At 69.0% G+C, this 19,280-nt stretch carries 16 protein-coding genes and 1 tRNA gene; 4 read left to right on the forward strand and 13 right to left on the reverse strand.

All coding sequences use genetic code 11. The features are described 5' to 3' along the window. Window positions 1-45: 45 nt before the first annotated feature. From C516_RS0104030 to C516_RS0104040, 3 genes are all read right to left on the reverse strand, one after another. On the reverse strand, window positions 46-1,497 hold the full coding sequence (locus C516_RS0104030) for a catalase (protein ID WP_026320924.1): 1,452 nt from the start codon (window positions 1,495-1,497) through the stop codon (window positions 46-48). Window positions 1,498-1,639: 142 nt separating this feature from the next. Continuing rightward, window positions 1,640-2,482, reverse strand: a complete 843-nt coding sequence (locus tag C516_RS0104035) for a protein NO VEIN domain-containing protein (protein ID WP_018717086.1) — start codon at window positions 2,480-2,482, stop codon at window positions 1,640-1,642. 221 nt (window positions 2,483-2,703) lie between these two features. Continuing rightward, window positions 2,704-2,793, reverse strand: a tRNA-Ser gene (locus C516_RS0104040). A gap of 82 nt (window positions 2,794-2,875) precedes the next feature. Between C516_RS0104040 and mltF the strand changes: the two genes are divergently transcribed. Beyond that, a complete protein-coding gene (mltF, locus tag C516_RS18495) occupies window positions 2,876-4,324 on the forward strand; it encodes a membrane-bound lytic murein transglycosylase MltF (protein WP_018717087.1) in 1,449 nt (482 codons plus the stop codon). A 35-nt stretch (window positions 4,325-4,359) separates the two neighbouring features. Then, a complete protein-coding gene (gene thiM / locus C516_RS0104050; protein ID WP_018717088.1) occupies window positions 4,360-5,181 on the forward strand; it encodes a hydroxyethylthiazole kinase in 822 nt (273 codons plus the stop codon). A 6-nt stretch (window positions 5,182-5,187) separates the two neighbouring features. On the opposite strand, the gene C516_RS0104055 is transcribed toward thiM, so the two are convergent. Then, a complete protein-coding gene (locus C516_RS0104055) occupies window positions 5,188-5,601 on the reverse strand; it encodes a CoA-binding protein (protein WP_018717089.1) in 414 nt (137 codons plus the stop codon). Between the two features lie 87 nt (window positions 5,602-5,688). Here C516_RS0104055 and recQ point away from each other — a divergent pair, with 87 nt between their 5' ends. Continuing rightward, on the forward strand, window positions 5,689-7,503 hold the full coding sequence (gene recQ / locus C516_RS0104060) for a DNA helicase RecQ (protein WP_018717090.1): 1,815 nt from the start codon (window positions 5,689-5,691) through the stop codon (window positions 7,501-7,503). 12 nt (window positions 7,504-7,515) lie between these two features. On the opposite strand, the gene C516_RS0104065 is transcribed toward recQ, so the two are convergent. Continuing rightward, window positions 7,516-7,824 carry a hypothetical protein gene (locus C516_RS0104065; protein ID WP_018717091.1) on the reverse strand — a complete coding sequence of 103 codons (309 nt, stop codon included), beginning with the start codon at window positions 7,822-7,824 and terminating at the stop codon, window positions 7,516-7,518. A 101-nt stretch (window positions 7,825-7,925) separates the two neighbouring features. Further along, a complete protein-coding gene (locus tag C516_RS0104070) occupies window positions 7,926-8,615 on the reverse strand; it encodes a type 1 glutamine amidotransferase domain-containing protein (protein ID WP_018717092.1) in 690 nt (229 codons plus the stop codon). A 113-nt stretch (window positions 8,616-8,728) separates the two neighbouring features. Here C516_RS0104070 and C516_RS0104075 point away from each other — a divergent pair, with 113 nt between their 5' ends. Beyond that, window positions 8,729-9,226: a MarR family winged helix-turn-helix transcriptional regulator gene (locus C516_RS0104075; protein ID WP_018717093.1), complete on the forward strand. Its 498-nt coding sequence runs from the start codon at window positions 8,729-8,731 to the stop codon at window positions 9,224-9,226. Here C516_RS0104075 and C516_RS0104080 read toward each other — a convergent pair. The 7 genes from C516_RS0104080 to C516_RS0104110 all read right to left on the reverse strand — a co-directional run bounded on the left by C516_RS0104080 (window position 9,223) and on the right by C516_RS0104110 (window position 18,966). After that, on the reverse strand, window positions 9,223-9,795 hold the full coding sequence (locus C516_RS0104080; RefSeq protein WP_040409170.1) for a flavin reductase family protein: 573 nt from the start codon (window positions 9,793-9,795) through the stop codon (window positions 9,223-9,225). The two genes, C516_RS0104075 and C516_RS0104080, sit on opposite strands and share 4 nt — an antisense overlap. Window positions 9,796-9,797: 2 nt before the next feature. Beyond that, complete coding sequence (locus tag C516_RS0104085) at window positions 9,798-10,358, reverse strand: VOC family protein (protein WP_018717095.1); 561 nt, start codon at window positions 10,356-10,358, stop codon at window positions 9,798-9,800. A gap of 480 nt (window positions 10,359-10,838) precedes the next feature. After that, entirely contained in the window at window positions 10,839-11,342 is a 504-nt protein-coding gene (locus C516_RS0104090; RefSeq protein ID WP_018717096.1) for an acetone carboxylase subunit gamma, read from the reverse strand. 15 nt (window positions 11,343-11,357) lie between these two features. Beyond that, window positions 11,358-13,685 (reverse strand): hydantoinase B/oxoprolinase family protein, encoded by a 2,328-nt coding sequence (locus C516_RS0104095; RefSeq protein WP_051088183.1) that lies wholly within the window; start codon window positions 13,683-13,685, stop codon window positions 11,358-11,360. Window positions 13,686-13,718: 33 nt separating this feature from the next. Then, entirely contained in the window at window positions 13,719-15,863 is a 2,145-nt protein-coding gene (locus C516_RS0104100; RefSeq protein ID WP_018717098.1) for a hydantoinase/oxoprolinase family protein, read from the reverse strand. A gap of 243 nt (window positions 15,864-16,106) precedes the next feature. Beyond that, window positions 16,107-18,080: a sigma-54-dependent Fis family transcriptional regulator gene (locus C516_RS0104105; RefSeq protein WP_018717099.1), complete on the reverse strand. Its 1,974-nt coding sequence runs from the start codon at window positions 18,078-18,080 to the stop codon at window positions 16,107-16,109. Between the two features lie 109 nt (window positions 18,081-18,189). Next, window positions 18,190-18,966, reverse strand: a complete 777-nt coding sequence (locus C516_RS0104110) for an enoyl-CoA hydratase (RefSeq protein WP_018717100.1) — start codon at window positions 18,964-18,966, stop codon at window positions 18,190-18,192. Window positions 18,967-19,280 lie beyond the last annotated feature (314 nt).

Consider the following 19,280-nt stretch of genomic DNA (forward strand, 5'->3'; position numbering starts at 1 on the left):
ACCGGGCACGCCGGGCGGACCGGCATGCCCGGGATTCAGGCCGCGTCAGCCACCGCGGACGCCCTTCTCGATGCGCTTGCCGATCGCCAGGTCGACGTTGCGCCAGTACTCGAACGCCCGCTCGAGCACCGGCTCCGAGACGCCGCCCTTGAGGTGGCCGACAACGTTGCTGACCAGCCGCTCGCGGGCGGCCTCGTCCATCACCTCGCGGACCAGGGTGCCGGCCTGGCCGAAGTCGTCGTCGTCCCTGCGCAGGGTATAGGCCTGGCGGACGAAATCACCGCTGGCCTCCCAGGTCGCCGCCTCCGGGTATCGCTCCGGATCCGCGGCGGGCCCGCCCTTGGAGTTGGGCGCGTAGACCGGGTCCGAGACCTTCTGCACCCGCATCGCCCCGTCCTTGGAGTAGCTGTGCACCGGGCACTGCGGCGCGTTCACCGGGATCTGCTTGTAGTTCACCCCGAGCCGGGCCCGGTGGGCGTCGGCGTAGGAGAACACCCGCGCGAGCAGCATCTTGTCCGGACTGACGCCGGTGCCGGGCACCATGTTGTTGGGCTCGAACGCCGCCTGCTCGATCTCGGTGTGGTAGTCGGTCGGATTGCGGTCCAGGGTCAGCCGGCCGACCTCGATCAGTGGGTAGTCCTCGTGCGGCCAGACCTTGGTGAGGTCGAAGGGGTTGAAGCGGTAGGTCTCCGCATCCTCGAACGGCATGATCTGCATGTACAGCGTCCAGCTCGGGTAGTTGCCGCGCCGGATCGCCTCGTAGAGGTCGCGGGTGTGGTAGTCGCCGTCCGAACCGGCGAGCTGGTCCGCCTCCTCCTGGGTGAGGCACTCGATGCCCTGGTCGGTCTTGAAGTGATACTTCACCCAGAACTTCTCGCCCTGGGCGTTCACCCACATGTACGTGTGGCTGGAGTAGCCGTTCATGTGGCGCCAGGTCTTCGGGATCCCCCGGTCGCCCATCAGCCAGGCCACCTGGTGGGCGGACTCCGGCGAGAGCGTCCAGAAGTCCCACTGCATGTCATGGTCGCGGAGGTTGGTGTCGGCACGGCGCTTCTGCGAGCGGATGAAGTGCTGGAACTTCATCGGATCGCGGAGGAAGAACACCGGTGTGTTGTTCCCCACCATGTCGAAGTTGCCCTCGGGGGTGTAGAACTTCACCGCGAAGCCCCGCGGATCGCGCCAGGTGTCCGGGCTGCCCCGCTCGCCGGCAACGGTGGAGAAGCGGATCAGCACGTCCGTCTTCGCCCCCGGCTGGAACAGCGCCGCCTTGGTATAGCGACTGACATCGCTGGTCACCTCGAAGCGCCCGAACGCCCCTCCCCCCTTGGCATGCGGCTGGCGCTCCGGGATCCGCTCCCGGTTGAAGTTCGCCATCTGCTCGATCAGGTAGTGATCGTGCAGCACGATCGGCCCGTTCGGTCCGACCGTAAGGGAGTGTTCATCGCTGGAGACAGGGATGCCAGCATCCGTTGTCGTGGGCTTTCCTTTATCAGCCATGGCGAATCCTCCTGATGCCGCTGTCCGCGGCTACACCATCCTGGGGATATCCTCTACACCACTTGCAGCATGGTTCAGACGCAGGACGTCGACAAGGCGAAAAGCCATTGACGAACCGGGAAAAAGCGGGACGATACGCGGCTCACGCGGCGGTAGCGATGAACGTCGATGCAGACAGATGACAGGTTCCGGAAAGCTGGCCCTCGAGGATGAACAGCCGCGGCGCTGCCGCGAAATCGAACAACCGGTAGAGGTGATATTGCCCCTGCGCCTCCGCAGAGACATCCACCTCGTTGCGGGAGAGGAAGAACGGCGTGTCCTGGCCGTACTTGGTAGTCTTCACCTCGATCAGCCGGGGGGCACCGGAGGACTCGAAGGACAGGACATCGTAACCCGCTCCGTCGCCACGGGTCCTGGCGACATGCTCTATGCGTGCCGCCAGCGGTTCCCTGCCCGCCTGAATGAGCCGGGCGCACTCGTAGTTGATGACGAACCGCTCGCCGGCCTCGCCCAGGGATCGATTCCGCGCCTCGCGCTCCAGGTAATTCACGCTGAACGGCGGCCGGCGCACCGGTGCCTCCGCGACCCGAGGCTGTCGTGTCCGGCCTTTCGGCCGTTCTGTCAGGACGGCGAGGATGTCGTCGACCTCCGGCACGGTGACCCGCCGATCCGCGCTATCCGCCGCGATCTCCAGCAGTCGCTCCCGCGTCGCAAGCTGCTCCGAGACCTCCTCGAGAAGCGCGCCCTGGTAGTTGCTGCGACGCTTGTAGCCCGCGATGAACGGGAAGCCGAGATCGATGAGCGCGGCACTTATATTCGCGTGCTTGTACTCCACCGCCTGTGCCGAACGGCCGTTCAGGCGGGGGAGAAGCCGCTGCCGATGCGCCGTCTTGTTGTAGCGCACCCCCGAGAGCTCGGCCTCGAGCATATCCAGGTAGTCGGCTACCGTCGCGGCCACCTCCGCACGGGACCAGCTGTCCGTCATTGCCCCAAGTCCCCTTGCCGGATCACGGTCACGAACAGGGCATACACCCGATTGCTCAGTACGTACGACCAGGTTAGAGGGTACAGCGCGCCGCCGTCACCTCCGCCGGCAACGGGCGCCAGTTACTCTGGCACTCCGCGTGGTACCGGCCGGCCTGCCGAGGGCTATGCAACGAGCTTTTCGGGAAGGATAAGCCCGCCGAACGGCGGGCTTGAGGAATCTGGCGGAGAGGGAGGGATTCGAACCCCCGGACCCCGTAAAGGGTCACCGCATTTCGAGTGCGGCGCTTTCGACCACTCAGCCACCTCTCCGTGCCGTCACGCCGGGACGTCTGCGCCCGACGAGTGGCGTAGTCTACAATAAAGCCTTCGCTGGCGAACACCCCTGGACCACATGTCGAGACTCGCGCCACATCTCGCGATCGCCACGACGCTGCTCGCCCTGCTCGCGCTCACCGGAGCGGGCGGGTTCGACGGCCCCGACCGCCTGGACCAGATACGCGACGGCGGCGTGCTCTCGGTCGCCATGCGCGTGGGCCCGGCCTCCTATGCCCCGGCGGCGGGAGACGAGCCCAGCGGCTTCGAGTACGAGCTGCTCAAGGACATCGCCAGCGGGCTCGACGTCAAGCTCGAGATCCAGCCCGTCACCACCCCCGCGGAGGCGACGGCGCTGCTGGAGAACGGTGGCGTGGACCTGGTCGCCGCGACGATGAGCCCGACGCAGGAGCGCCGGCGGCGGTTCATTTTCAGTGACAGCTACCTCCAGACCCAGCCCCGTGTGATCTATCGCCAGGGCGCGAAGGCGCCGGAGTCCATCGACGACCTGTCCGGCCGGCACATCGAGGCCATCGCCCACTCCGTGCATGCCGAGCGCCTCGCCGAGCTGGCCGCCGAGCATCCAGGCATCGAATGGAAGCCCCTCGCCAACCACACGGCGGAGGACCTGCTCTACCGCGTCTGGCGCGAACGCTCGGACTACGCGGTGACGGACAAGCTGCGCCTGGCGCTGAACCGCCCGTTCTACCCGGAGCTGCGCGCAGGGATGAAGCTGGGACCGCCCCGGGGGCTGGCTTTCATGATGCGCGCGAGTGACGGCGCCCTGCGCGATGCGATCAATGAGCACCTCGCCGCGGTGCGCGATGCCGGCATGCTCGCCGTACTGCGCGACGAGTATTTCGGCCACCTGAGCGAGTTCGACTACGTCGGCACCCGGACCTTCCTCCGCCACATCACGAAGCGGCTGCCCCCGCTACGCCGGGCCTTCCAACAGGCAGCGAAAAAGGAGGACCTGGACTGGCGGCTGCTCGCGGCCATCGGCTACCAGGAGTCCCACTGGAACCCGGACGCGGTATCCCCCACCGGGGTGCGCGGGGTGATGATGCTCACACAGGACACCGCGCAGTTCGTCGGCATCGACAACCGCCGCGACCCGGCCCAGAGCATCAGCGGCGGCGCGACCTACTTGAATTCCCTGCGCGGGCGCCTGCCTGACGACATCGAGGAGCCAAACCGCACCTGGTTCACCCTGGCGGCGTACAACGTCGGCCTCGGTCACCTGGAGGACGCCCGGCGGATCACGGAGATGCGCGGCGGCGACCCGGATAAATGGCTGGACGTGCGTGACAACCTGCCCCTGCTGGCGAAGAAGCGCTGGTACAGCCGTGTCCAGCACGGCTACGCCCGTGGCTGGGAGCCGGTACGCTACGTCGCCAATATCCGCCGCTACTATGAGCTGCTACGCCGGGTGACGAGGCTCGGCCAGCCCACGCCGCCGGATGTCACTCGGGAGTCGATGATGCCGGCGCCGCTTCACATCCCGGCACCGCTGGAGTCCATTCTCTGAGAACCCGGTGGAGGCCACCACGAGCGGAGACGGACATGACGGATACGCCCAGCCCCATCCACGCCGGCGATCGCCTCGCACGCATGCGCGAGACGGCACCGCTGGTGCACAACATCACCAACGACGTGTCGATGAACTTCCTCGCCAACGTCCTGCTCGCCGTCGGGGCCTCGCCGGCGATGGTCCAGGCGAACGAGGAGGTCGGCGAGTTCGCGGCGCTGGCGGATGCCCTCGCGATCAATATCGGCACGATCACCGCGCCTCAGGCGACGGCAATGGAGACGGCGGTGGACGCGGCCCGCAGCGCGGATACGCCCTGGGTGCTCGACCCGGTGGCCTTGGGCGCCACGGCCTACCGCCGCGAGCTGGGCTCCCGGCTCGTCGAGCTGGGCCCCGCGGTTATCCGCGGCAACGCCTCCGAGATCCTGACCCTGGCCGGCGCGCACGCCGCCGGCCGCGGCGTCGACACCGGCGACACCGTCACCGCCGCGGAGACCGGGGCCGACGCCCTTGCCCGCCACACCGGCGCGGTGGTCGCCGTCACCGGCCCGGAGGACTACGTCACCAACGGTGTCCGTGCCCTGCGCATCGCCAACGGTCACGCGATGATGCCGCGGGTCACCGCCATGGGCTGTGCACTCACCGGCGTGGTGGCGGCATTCGTGGCTGCCGGCGGCATGCCCCTGGAGGATACCGCCGCCGCCCTCGCCGGCTTCGCCGTCGCCGGGGAACACGCCGGGGAGCGCGCCGCCGGCCCGGGCAGCTTTGCGGTGCACTTCATCGACGCGCTGTACACCCTCGACCCGGCCACGCTGGACGCCGGGGCGCACATCCGGGCGGACCGGCCCCGGGGCTGAGCGGCCTCAGCCGTCGCCGATCAGGCGGGCGTGCTCGATCTTCAGGCAGCGGTCCATCACCACGGTGAGGCCGGCGTCGCGGGCGCGCTGCGCCGCGGCCTCGTCGATCACGCCGAGCTGGAGCCAGAGCGACGGCGCGCCGATGGCGACGGCGTCTTCCACCACCGCCGCCACCTGGTCCGGACGGCGGAAGACGTCGACCATGTCCACCGGCTCCGGGATCGAGCGCAGGTCCGGATAGCTGGTCTCGCCGAGGATGGTCTCGTGCCCCGGGTTCACCGGGATGACGCGGTAGCCGTGGGCCTGCAGGTACTGCGCGACACCGTGGCTCGGCCGCTGCGGCTTCGGCGAGAGCCCCACCACGGCGATGGTGTGTGTGTGCTGCAGCAACGCCCGCAGCGACGTGTCGGTATCGGTCATTCGGCCTCCTTGCGGTTCCGCGGGGGCGGACACTCTCGGCGGAATACGATAGATTAGCGGACCCTTTCGGCACCAGCCCGCGCGATCATGCAGACAGCCCCGGACACGGATGCGGCGCTCGCCATCCTGCGCGAGACCTTCGGCTACGAGGACTTCCGCGGCCGCCAGCGCGAGATCATCGACGCCGTTGCCGGCGGCCGCTCGGCGCTCGCGCTCATGCCCACCGGCGGCGGCAAGTCCCTGTGCTACCAGATCCCCGCGCTGCTGCGCGAGGGCACGGGCGTGGTGGTCTCGCCGCTGATCGCCCTGATGCAGGACCAGGTCGAGGCCCTGCGCCACTACGGCGTGCGCGCCGCCTGCCTGCACTCCGGGCTGGCCCCGGACGAGCGCGAGCGCTGCGAGCGCGACCTCGCCGCCGGCGAGCTGGACCTGCTCTACGTCGCCCCCGAGCGCCTGCTCGGCGGCGGCCTGCTGCCACGGCTGGAGCGCCAGCGCATCGCGCTGTTCGCCATCGACGAGGCCCACTGCGTCTCCCAGTGGGGCCACGACTTCCGCCCGGAGTACCTCCAGCTCGGCCGCATCGCCGAGCGCTTCCCGGATGTGCCGCTGGTCGCCCTCACCGCGACCGCGGACGCCCGCACCCGCGGCGAGATCGAGCGCAACCTCCTGCCCGCCGGGGCGGAGACCTTCGTCGCGAGCTTCGACCGGCCCAACATCCGCTACCGCATCCGCGCCAAGGAGCGGGCACGCCAGCAGATCCTGGAGTTCATCCGCGACGCTCACCCGGGCGAGTCCGGCATCATCTACTGCATGAGCCGTCGTGCCACGGAGGACGTCGCCGAGTGGCTGATGGCCCGGGACGTCAACGCCCTGCCCTACCACGCCGGCCTGCCCGCCAGCCTGCGCGAGACCCACCAGCGCCGATTCCTGCGCGAGGACGGCATCGTGATGGTGGCGACCATCGCCTTCGGCATGGGTATCGACAAGCCGGACGTGCGCTTCGTGGTGCACATGGACCTGCCCAAGAGCCTGGAGGCGTACTACCAGGAGACCGGCCGCGCCGGGCGCGATGGCCTGCCCGCCGAGGCACTGCTGCTCTACGGCACCCGCGACGTCTACCGCCTGCGCGCCATGCTCGAGGACTCCGAGGCGGACGAGCGCCACAAGCGCCTGGAGGGCCAGCGCCTGGAGGCACTGCTCGGCTTCTGCGAGCACACCGGCTGCCGGCGCCAGGCCCTGCTCGGCTGGTTCGACGAAAGCCATCCGGGTGCGTGTGGCAACTGCGACAACTGCCTCGATCCGCCGGAGACCTGGGACGCCACCGAGGCCGCGCAGAAGCTGCTCTCGTGCATCTACCGCACGGGCCAGCGCTTCGGTGCCAATCACATCATCGAGGTCCTCACCGGCGGCACCGCCGCGCGCATCGGCGAGCTCGGTCACGACCGCCTCTCCACCTACGGCATCGGCCGCGACATCGCCCGCGGCACGTGGCAGTCCCTGATCCGGCAGATGCTCGCCCAGGGGCTGGTACAGCCGGACCCGGAGGGCCACGGCGGCCTGCGCCTGGCCGAGGCCTGCCGGCCGCTGCTGCGCGGCGAGCAGGGCTTCGTCGCGCGGCGGGATCCGGCGCGGCCCCAGCGCCGCAGTGCCGAACGCGGCAGCAGCGCCCAGATCCAGCCCGCCGACCGGGAGCGCTGGGACGCGCTGCGCCAGTGCCGGCGCGAGATCGCCGAGGCCGAGGGCGTGCCGCCCTACGTCGTCTTCCACGACGCCACGCTCATGGAGATGCTCTGGCAGCGCCCCGGCACCCTGGAGGAGCTCGCCGGCGTCAGCGGCGTGGGCCGGCACAAGCTGGAGAAGTACGGCGAGGCGTTCCTGCAGGCTCTCGCAAGGGCGTCCTGACGCCCCGGACGCTCACACCGCCGGGCGCACGTCTATCGCCGGCGCGCGGTCGAGCACGCCGGGCGCCCAGTCCCGAAGGGCCCGCAGGCAGGCGTCCAGCGCCGAACCGAGGGTCGCCCCGCTGGCCTCGCAACGCAGCAGCCCGCCGCCACGGCGCTCCAGCATCAGCCGGCAGGATACCCGCGCCCCGGCCTGGACCGGGTGCACCCACAGCCGGCCGGGCCAGTCCGGGTCCGCCAGACAGGCCTTGATACGCCGCCGGATCAGCCGGTAACTGCTGCGCGTCAGTGGATAGCCGGCGGCGTGAATGGTGATTCGCATCGGGTCCCGCTCCCTGTACCCCGTGAACCGGGCGGGCAGTGTGGCGGAGCGGCGTTACACCGGCGTGACGGCCGCGCCGGGCGGGCGCGGCCGTGGGTGCACTACTTCAGGGCCTCGATCAGCGCCTCGGCGGTACCCTTGGAGGACGGCGGATTCTGCCCGGTGACGAGCCGGCCGTCGCGCACGACGTGGGCGGTGAAGGGCTTCTCCGCCTTGGTGTGGCGGGCACCACGCTCGGTGAGCCGCTGGTCGAGCAGGAACGGCACGACCCCGTCGAGCTTGACCGCCTGCTCCTCTTCAGTGGTGAACCCGGCGACCTCGCGCCCGGCCACCAGGTACGAGCCGTCGGAGAGGCGCACGTTCACCAGCGCGGACGGGCCGTGGCAGACGGCGCCGACCGCGCCGCCGCCCTCGTAGATGCCGGCGGTGAGGCGCTGCAGGGCCTCGCTGTCCGGGAAATCCCACATCGTGCCGTGACCGCCGACGAAGAACACCGCCGCGTAATCCTCGGCACGCAATGTCCGGGCGTCGAGGGTGTCCTGCAGGCGGCCCTGGATGGCCTCGTCGCTGTAGAACGCATCGGAGACCGGATCACGGTCGCCGGTGCTGCGCGGGTCGAAGTGCACCGGACCGCCGGTGGGGCTGGCGAAGTCCACCTCGTAGCCGGCCTTCGTGACGACGTCATACGGGTGTGCAGCCTCGGCGAGGAATACCCCCGTGGGCTCGCCGGTATCGCCGAGACGGTCGTTGCCCGTGAGCACGAAAAGGATACGGCGACTTGCATCACTCATAAGATATCTCCATTGTTCGTATAAGGACAATTCGTTAGCTGGCGTGTCTCACCGCCACTTTCAAGCCGGTGGGGCTTTGCCGAGGTGCCAATGCCCGATATGATTCCGTCCCCATGAGCCGCTATCACACCAGCAGCGCACCGTTCGCTCGCGTTATCCGAGCCCTTGCCGAGGCCTGGCAGTCCTTCGAGCAGTACTCCGGGGCCCATATCCGCACCACCGGCCTCAGCGCCCCGCAGTTCGACGTCATCTGCACGCTCGGCAACACCGAGGGCATGACCTTCTCCGAGCTCGGCCACCGGACGCTGATCTACAAGACCACCCTCACCGGCGTGGTCGACCGGCTGGAGCAGAAGGGGCTGGTGGAGCGCGTGCCCTGCGAGCAGGACCGCCGCTGCGTCTACGTCCGGCTCACCGGCGAGGGCGAGGCACTGTTCGACGAGGTCTTCCCGGCCCACATGGCGCACCTCGGCGACCGGCTCGACGCCCTCTCCCTCGAGGAGCTGGAGACCGTGGAGCACAGCCTGCGCCGCCTGGCCTCGGCGCTGTCGGGGCATGCCGGGGATGCCGAATCGGGTGAGCGCGTCATCGGCAACCAGGGCCGGGGCTAGCCCGAAGGCGACAGCAGCATCTCAGCCCGGAAGTCGGCGCTCCGGTCGACGGTCCCGCCGGAGACCATGAACACCCCGTCGCCGGTGTAGTGCACCGTCCGCGGCCACGCCGGCGCCGGTTTCACCCAGGCGCGCACGATCTCCCAGACGAAGAAGTTGTAGTCCGGGACCAGGCGGTCCCCGGCCAGCCGGCACTCGAACGCCGCGTGGCACTCGCGGATCAGCGGCGCCGCCACGACCTCACCCGACGCCGGCGTGAGGCCGAAGCGCTCGAACTTGTCCACCGAGGCGCCGGTGGTATTGCCCACGCCCACCACCGCGTCGAGCAGCTCGAGGGTCGGCAGATTGATGACGCACTCGCCGGCCTCGCGGATCAGCCCGAAGCTGTGGTTGCCCGCGGAGATCATGCAGCCGACGAGCGCAGGCGAGAACTCCATGACCGTGTGCCAGCCGAGCGTCATCACGTTGCGCCCGCCCGCCCATGCCGAGGACACCAGCACCACGGGCCCCGGCTCCAGGTAACGCCGCGCGCGTTCGACGGGATACGGCTGCCAGTGATTCCCTGCCATGGTCATTCCTCCCCCGCCGCCTCCTCGCGGGAGGGCAGCGTGCGCTGCATCTCGCGCACGGGGTGCTGGCGCCATTCCGGGTGTTCCCGCCGGAGCTGCCGCGCGACCCGCAGTGAGCGGCGGATTGCCCCGATGCCGGGCAGGAACGGCGTGTGCGCGAGCTCCCAGCGTATCCCGGTCGGGTCGGAGAAGAACACCGCGTAATAGCCCGGCGCGTAGACCGGGTACTCCGCCGGCTCGTCGGTGACGGTGACCGGCGCGTTGGCGAGGAACTCGCGGCGGAAGTCGTCAACCTCCCGCCGGCGGCGCGCCCACAGCGCGATGTGATGGATACCGGTGGCGTGCTCGTCGTGGTGCAGCCGCTCACCGGTCCGCGCCGGCTGAATACCGATGTAGCTGTGCGCGAAGGGGTAACGCGCCATGTAGTAGGTGGAGCGATATCCGACGTCCAGCGTCCAGAAGCTGTGATAACCGAGCCAGCCGAACATCCGGTCGTAGAAGGCGATGGAACGCTCGTAATCGAGCACCGAGAACTCCACATGATGCACACCGCGCCAGCGCATGGCTCCCTCCGTTGGTCGGTCCCCCGCGGCGTCGCCCGGCACTGTCCGCCAGCCGGCGGTTGCGGGCGTCCCCGGCAGTGCCCGGCCGCGCCGGCCGGGGTGAACCGGTATTGCAGCACGACACCACCCCCGCCGCCCACCGCGGAAGGCGTCGGCTCACCGTGCCCTCCCGGAAACGGATCGCGGATGACGGGTCGGGAGCAGGCGATGCCCGGCGTCCGCCTGGGGCGTTGCACGCCTGCGGCGCCCAACCGGCGCGGGGGCGTTGCGATAGATGCCGTCTCGCGTATCAGGCGATTCGCGGGGACCGCTGCTCCTGGCAGCCGGCAGTCGCGGGGAGCGGTGGTCGCGCACGGCCGTGTGCGACCTCCGTGCCCGGCGTCTCCTGGACAGGCAAGGTGCGGGCGGAAACGCCGATTCGCTTCCGCCCGGTGCGACCAACCGAAAAAAACGGGCCGCCTCGACGGCGGCCCGTGCGGTTCATTGACCGCGTTGCGGGAGCGGGATCTCCAGCCAGTCCCGGTAGAACGTCTCGATGTCGGGCTCGAAGTCGTGGATGACCGGGTACCACGGCGTCGGCGCCTCGACGTCGTGCTGGACGCCGCACTTCGGACAGTAGTACTCGCGGTAGACCTGCCACTCGGGGTCCGGCGACATCAGCTCCGGGTAGAGCTCGTTGAGCTCGTCCTTGCTGTCACGGACGTGGACGAGGGCCTCGAGCTTCCAGTTCTGGCGATAGTCGCAGAACTCGTGCCCGCAGGAGCACTGGGTCACCCAGTCGCCGTCGGCGTTGACCACGACGTAGAGGTGGGGCCCCAGCGGCAGGAGTATCGGGTCGTCCCAGTCGACCTTCTCCTGCAGCACCTCCCGGTAGAGGACGAAACGTTGCGCGTCCTTGGGCATGGAGAGCATGCGGTGGGTCGTCTCCCAGCCCAGGGTGCCGTCGACCAGCTCCTGGACGTCCTTCTTCGTATAGCTGCTCATGATGTGGTCTCTCCCCTATTCCTCGACCAGAATCACCTTGCGCACGTCCGGCAGCTCGCCGAGATCCATGCGGTGTTCGGGACGCGCCCCGTAGGTGGGCACCCCGAGATCCTCCTCCACGAGCTTCCAGTCCTCGGGCAGCTCCCAGAAGGCCCGGAACTCCTCGAGGAAACGCTCGCTGAGCCCGAAGCTGCAGGCGAACATCTGCCGGACCTGGGTGGAGGCGTCGTGGGCGATGATCCGCTCACGCTCCTCGCGCATCCACTCGCGGGTGGGACGGGCCCGGGCGATGCGCTCCTGGCGGATCTCCTCGCGGCGCCGCTGCGTCGCCTCGGCATCCACCCGCCACTGCCCGTCACCGTCCTGATGGATCACGGCGCCGTAGACCTTCTCGGCGTAACGCGGCAGCAGGTAGCCGCCGTTGAGGTCCGCCTCGATCCCGGCGGGGGCTCGCTCCAGGGGGTCGCCGAAGCCGGGTCCGCCGCGGAGGTAGTTGAGGTAGAGGTCGGTGTTCTCGAAGCAGTCCTCCGTGGTCATGCCCTGCTGGTCCCGCTTGACGCGGGCGTTGGGGCCCAGGTGGTTCTCGTAGTCGGGGTGGTCCGGGTCGGTGTCGCCGCCGAGGGGCAGCGACAGGCCCTTGTCGATGCGCTCGCGCAGCCCCGTGTCGTGGGCCTCGAAGCGGTAGCCGGTCGCGGCGGGATAGCCGCCCATGAGCCCCCAGTCGCTCACCATGTAGCCGTTGCCCATGAAGTACATGGTCCAGTCGCCGGCGTTGTGCACCATGCGCAGGGTCTCGAAACCGCAGCCGCCGCGGTACTTGCCGTAGCCGCCGGAGTTGGTCTTGATCGAACGGCCCAGGTAGACGAGGGGCTCGGCGAGCTCCCAGATCTCCATGTCGCCCATGTCGCCCTCCGGGTTCCAGATCGCGGCGGCATGGTCGAGGCCGTCCTTGACCGCACAGGCACCGGTGCCCTCGGCGGCGGACTCGAAGCTGTTCACCGCGTGGAGCTCGCCGTCCTGGTTGAAGCCGCCGCCCTGCAGCCAGTTGCTGGTGTTGGCGTTACCGGCGTTGACCTCTTCCAGGTAGCCGCGGCCGAAGTAGTTCCGGGACAGGCCCCGCCACAGGGCGCTCCATCCCGAGACCAGGAAGTGCCAGGCGTAGGAGTGGCCGGTACGGCGGTCGTCGGGGTTCATCCAGGTGCCCTTCGGCAGCCGGAAGGTCGTGCCGTAGTAGGCGCCGTCGTTGACCCGCTCCGTGGGCACGAGGGTCTGGGTCATCATCACCCAGATACCGCTGGTGAACGCCACCTGGTTCGCGTTGAAGGTATGCCAGCCCCAGCGGCTCGCGCCGTCGAAGTCCAGGGTCCAGGTCCCGTCCTTGTGGATCTCCACGGTGGAGGGCGCGTGCATGATGCTGTTGGTCTTGGCGAACATGGACGGCAGGTGCACGTCCTCGTGCTCGTAGGGCACGTCCACGAACGCGACCTGACGCGTCCTGCCGGGGATCGTCAGCGACTTGATGCGGTTCTGCAGGCCGCGGCGCCCGTCCTCGACCACCTCGTAGGCGAACTCCTCCCAGGCGTCGATGCCCTCCTCGCGGATGAGCTCCTCGACCATGTCACGGATCATGTGGCAGCCGGCCACCCGGGTGCGCTCGTCGAGGACCCAGAAGCTGGTGGCCCGCACCGAGCGCTGGCTCTCGTGCAGCCAGTCCTTGTGCAGCCGGTCGTTGGTGCCGGTCTTGCGGCAGGTCACCTGGTAGCCGTCGCCGAAACGCTGGACCTGGCCGGTGGACATCGACCCGGGCGCCACCGAGCCGGTGTCGATGACGTGGGTGACGCCGCCGACCCAGCCCACCAGCACGCCCTCGTGGAAGATGGGCACGATGCTGGCGATATCGCAGGGATGCACGTTGCCGATGGAGCAGTCGTTGTTGGTGAAGATGTCACCGGGCTCGATACCGGGATTGCCCTCCCAGTCGTTCTCGATCATGTACTTGATCGCCGCGCCCATGGTGCCGACATGGATGATGATGCCGGTGGAGGTCACCACGCAGTCGCCGGCGGCGTTGTAGAGGGTGAAGCACAGCTCCCCCTCCTGCTCGACGATCGGCGAGGCCGCGATCCGCTTGGCCGTCTCGCGGGCGTCGACGACCCCGCCGCGCAGCCGCGAGAAGATCTTCTCGTAGCGGATCGGCTCGCGTTCCTTCAGGGCCAGGCTCGTGAAGCCGTTGTAATGCCCGGTCTCACGGGTGCGTGCCAGCACCTCGTCCCGGTGGGACTTGAGCGAGGCACCGCCCCATGTGAGGCCGTCGCGGCCACCCATGTCCATTACTGCACTCATTATGGTCTCTCCTCTCTCTCCTGTCGGAATCGTTTACAGCTGCCTGAGATGGAACAGCCGGTGCTTGTCGAGGTGGGTCTCGAAGCCGTCGGGGACAACGAAGGTGGTGGCCGGCGACTCGATCACCACCGGCCCCCGCAGCCGGTTACCCGCCTGCAGCGTCTCCATCTGGTAGAGGTCCGCGTCGTACCAGCGGCCACGCCGGAAGAACCGCCGGGTACCGAGATGGGCCTCCGCGGGGGGCGCCTCGCCGGCCTCCGGCTCCACCGGGATCTTCGGCTTGGTGGTATCCACCACCCCGCGCATGATCGCGCCGGTGACGCTGTAACCGAGCTCCGGTGAGCGGGCCGAGTTGGCGTAGACGCGGCCGTACTGCTCGTTGAAGGCATCGACGAGCTGGTCCCAGTCGTCGGCGGAACCGGCCTTCGGGATGGGCGAGTCGATCTCCAGGTCGTTGAGCTGGCCGCGGTATTGCATGCGGTAACCGGGCTTGAGCTGCACGTCCGAGGGCGAGAAGCCGTTGATACGGAACTCCTCGATGACCTTCTCGGTGAGCTCCGACCAGCCCTTCTGCAGGGTCTCCGCCGCGCTGCGGCGTTCCGCCTCGCCCGCGTCCGGGGCCAGGGAGATGTCCTGGCTCATGTCGTAACGGTATTCGAACTCCGCGGCCGCGCAGCCGAACGCCGAGAACCCCGCGGCGAAGGCCGGGACGATGATGTCCTCGAAGCCCAGGTCCTCGGTGTAGCCGTAGGTGTGCACCGGCCCGGCGCCGCCGTAGGAGAAACACACGAAGTCCTGGGGGTTGTAGCCCTTGGCGCTGACCATGGAGCGCAGGTACTGCCGCAGCTCGAAGTCGAGCAGCTCGATGACCCCGGAGGCCGCCTCCTCGACGGGGAGGTTGAGGGGGTCGGCGAGCTGCTCCCTCACGGCCTGGTAGGCACGCTCGCGGTCGAGCTTGACCACGCCGCCGAGGAAGTTGTCCGGGTTGAGATAGCCCAGCACGAGGTGGCAGTCGGAGACGGTCACGGTCTCCAGCCCGCTGTCGGGCCAGCACACCCCGACGCGGTAGCCGGCGCTGTCGGGCCCGAGCTTGAGCCCGCCGGTGTACGGGTCGAGCCGCACGAAGCTGCCCGCACCCGCGCCGACGGTGTCCATCGCCACCAGCGGCAGGGACAGCACCAGGCGGGCCATGTCCGGGTCCTGCTTGATGGTGAAGTCGCCACCGGTGATCAGCGCCATGTCGAAGCTGGTGCCGCCGATGTCCGAGCACGCGATGTTCTTGTAGCCGAGCTGGTCGCCGAGGTACTTGGCGCCGATAACCCCGCCGATGGGACCGGAAACCAGGGTCCGTGCCAGCTCCTTGGCCTTCCAGCCGATCGTACCGCCGTGGCTCGCCATCACCCGCAGGTCGAAGTGAGTGCCGTGGTCGCGCAGCCGGTCCGAGATCCGATGGAGGGTCTTGCGGGAGGGCTCGGCGGCGTACGCCTCCAGCACCGTGGTGTTGATCCGGTGGGATTCCTTGCGCACCGGGTAGTAGTCCGCCGAGGCGACGATGGTCACGTCCCGCCCCATCTCGCGGGCGACCTCGGTGCACAGGTCGCGGACGCGACGCTCGTGGACCGGATTCTTGTACGAGTGCATCAGGCAGATGACGAGCCCGTGGACACCGTCCCCGAGCAGCTCGCGGGCGGCCTCCCGCACCTCCTCGTCACGCAGGGGGATGACCACGTCGCCCTTGGAGTCGATGCGTTCGGTCACGCCCCGGGTGTGGCGACGCGGGACCAGCGGCTCGTCGTAGCGGTGGGTGTTGAGGTGCAGACGGTCCTCGTAGGCATAGCCGAGATACGACTGAATGGCCCGGCCCATCCGGGGGACGTCCTCCATGCCCCGGTTGACGATCAGCCCCACCTCCAGGCCCTTGCGCGAGACGACCCGGTTGAGCATGGCGGTCCCGGAATACACGGCGGTGACCATGTCCGGGAACGCCTGTTCCACGGTGGTCCCCCACAGCGCCAGGGCGTCCTCCGCCGAGTTCAGCAGGGCCACGGACTCGTCATCCGGACTGGACTGCGCCTTGCCGACGACGAAGTCGCCGGCGGCATCGACGAAGAAGGTATCGGTCATCGTGCCCCCGGCATCGATACCCAACACCTCCACGGCCTCGGTATGTGCTTCCACGGTCTCTCCTCCTCGTTGTGCGTTAGCGGACGGCGGATGCCGTCGCCAGGCGCTATTGCACGGCGTGTGCCAGAACGGGCGAGGAGGTGATTGATCGCTGTTTCAAATGGGATTTTATGGATTAACAGGAGCTACCGGGACGCCTGGGGAACGTCCGGAAATCGAACGTCCAAACGTTCGACGCACGCCGCTATCGGACGCCGGCAGCAGTGCCGGGATCGAACGCCCGCGCCGGCCCGGGATTCAGTCGAGGGCGGAATCCCGGTCGATGCCCAGCCGCTTCATCTTGAGGTAGAGCGTGCTCTTGGCGATGCCCAGCTCGCGCGCGGCACGGGTCAGGTTGCCGGCACTGTCGTGAATCGCGCGCACGATGGCCTCGTGTTCCGCCGCTTCCAGACTTGCGCCCCCCAGCGGCGGGCCCCCGCCGGGGGCGCCGGCGTGGTACTCCTCCGGCAGGTCGGCGGGCACGACGGTCTCGCCCTCGGCCATGAGCACGGCGGCCTCGATGGCGTTGTGGAGTTCGCGGACGTTACCGGGCCAGTCGTAACGGCGAAGCAGCGCGTCCACCTCGGGGGCGAAGGCGGGCGCCGCCAGCCCCTGGGCCGCCGCCACGTCCGCGGCGAGCCGGTGCGCCAGGGGGACGATGTCGTCACGGTGCTCGCGAAGCGGCGGAATGGTCAGCGACATCACCGAGAGGCGGTAGAACAGATCCATGCGGAAACGCTCGGCGGCGATCTCCTCGCGCAAGTCGCGATTGGTCGCCGCCAGCAGGCGGAACCGCACCTTCCGCGGCCGGGTATCGCCGAGGCGGTAGAACTCCCCCTCCTGGAGCACGCGCAGGAAATGGGGCTGGATATCCAGCGGCATCTCGCCGATCTCGTCGAGGAACAGCGTCCCGCCGTCCGCCGCCTCGATCTTGCCCGCCATGCCACCACGGCGCGCCCCGGTGAAGGCACCCTCGACATAGCCGAACAGCTCGCTGGTCAGCAACTCCCGGGAGAGACCGCCGCAGTTCAGGGCCACGAAGTTCCCGTCCGCCGTGGGGCCGGCGCGGTGTATCGCCCGTGCGAAGACCTCCTTGCCGACACCGGTCTCGCCCTGGAGGAGCACGGGGATATGCAGCTTCGCGAGGCGTTCGGTGCGCTCCACCTGCGGCGCCAGGGAGGGCCGGCTCGCCACGATGTCGTCGAACGCCGCGGACCGCTCTCCGGCGACAGGCCGTGCGGGGGCCGTGGGCGACTTCGCGCCACGGTGCACCAGGGGAATGACCACGACCGACCCCACCCGATCGCCGTTTGTCTCCACGGGCTGCACCCAGTCGGCAGGCAGGGTCCGGATCTGCCGTCCGGTGGCGTCCACCAGCGTGTGATCGGCCCGCATCAGCACACCGAACTCGCCGGACGCCTCCAGACGCACACCGTGCGCCAGCAGCGCCGCGGCGGCGTGCTCGTTCGCCTTGACCAACCGGCCCCGGTCGTCGAAGGCGATCAGGCCGTCCCGCGGTCCGCCCCACCGGCGGCCGAAAGTAACGTCCAGCAGCTTCGCCCGCCGTTCCAGTTCCGCCTGCATGATCCGCTCCTGGACGCGGGCGGCGGTGGTGACGGCCAGTGCGAGGCAATGGGGGTCATAGGTGGTGCGCAGCCCGGAGATGTCCACGGCCCCGAGGACGCTGCCGTCGAACGGATCCTCGATGACGGTGGCGGAGCACGTCCAGGCCTTGACGCCCTCGCAGAAGTGCTCCGCGGCATGGATCTGCACCGGCCTGCGCAACGCCAGCGCGGTGCCGATGGCATTGGTGCCAGCAACCGCCTCGCTCCAGTTGCCGCCGGGCACCAGGCGGATGTCGTGGGCGGCGTCCATCGTGGACGTGTCGCCCTCGTAGTGAAGGATAATGCCGCCGGGATCGGTGATCACCATCACCGTGCCGGACTCCGCGACGAACTCCCGCGCCTGCCGGCAGACCGCCTGGGCCGCGTGAACGAGGACCTCGTTACGCTGGCGCAGCGATACCAGCCGTTCCTCGTTGGCGTCGAGCGGCGCGTGCAGCCGGGCGGGATCGACACCGACATCCCGGCATCGCGCCCAGGACGACTCGATCAACCCGCGAATGGTGTCCGTGGGAACGTCGCCCCCCATGAGGTAGCGTTCCCAGGCCTCCATGACACGGTCCTCGCCATCCGGGTCCGGCGCACCGGCCCGGACATCACCAGCCACCATGGCATCCTCCTCGCCCAAACCCGCCGCAGCGGAACGATGGCTTGTGCCATTCTCGTATTGTCAGGGAACTACATTAGCACCACTGGCCGTCCGTGCCGCACCGCCCCGCTCACCGCCGCTTGCGGTTGAGGAAGGCGTCGATGCCCGCCTGGGCGTCCTCGGCCATCATGTTGCGTGCCATGGTGCGGCTCGCATCGGCATAGGCGTCCGGCAGACTCATGCCGAGCTGGCGGTAGAACAGCTGCTTGCCGAGCCGCCGCGCGGTGGGCGCCTTGGCGGCGATGGTCTCCGCCAGCCGGTCCACCTCGCCCTCCAGCTCATCGGCGGGCACGGCGCGGTTGATCAGGCCGATGCGCGCCGCGGTGGCGGCGTCGATGAACTCGCCGGTGAGCAGCATCTCCATGGCGTGTTTCGGCGCGATGGCCCGGCTGACCGCCACCGAGGGCGTGCCGCAGAACAGGCCCAGGTTGATGCCGGAGGTGGCGAGACGGGCGTCATCGCTGGCGACGGCGAGGTCGCAGGCGGCGACGAGCTGGCAACCGGCGCCGGTGGCAATGCCCTGGACCTGGGCGATTACCGGCTGGGGCATACGATTGATCTGCAGCATGAGGTCGCCGCAGGCGTCGAACAGGGACTGGTGCTCGGCCTCGGTGGTGCCGCTGCGCACCTCGGCGAGGTCATGGCCGGCCGAGAAGGCCTTGCCCTCGGCGGCGATGACCACGACGCGCACGGCATCATCGTCCGCCGCCTCCGCCAGCCGCTCGCGCAGATCGTCCAGCAGCTCACGGGTCAGCGGGTTGTAACGCCCGGCGTTGGTGAGCGTCAGGGTGAGCACGCCGGTATCGCTCATCCGCTCCGTGAATCCACGTTCCATTGTCGCGGCCATGGTTCTCCTCCCTCTATTCCCCTGTCCACACGGAACACGCCTTGTGCGGATAGGTTATTCTCCCGCATACTATATATAGGGTGAGTCTTTATCGACAGGCTCGTGGATTCCTTTTCCAGAGAGGTCCCTTATCTCACCCGCTCCGCGCCCGTGACGAACACGTCGATCCGCGATGGCTCGGCGACGACGTGCCCCTTTTTGCATCTTCATTGCAATGGGGCCGCCCTCAATGTCTCGTCTAAAACTGGCTCGCTCGCACGCTGATCTTCTGTCGGGCGGCGCCGGCCTCGCGTCCACGGGCGTGGACGGGAGGA

Origin of the sequence: Arhodomonas aquaeolei DSM 8974 (assembly GCF_000374645.1) — a bacterium.
GTDB classification, from domain to species: domain Bacteria; phylum Pseudomonadota; class Gammaproteobacteria; order Nitrococcales; family Nitrococcaceae; genus Arhodomonas; species Arhodomonas aquaeolei.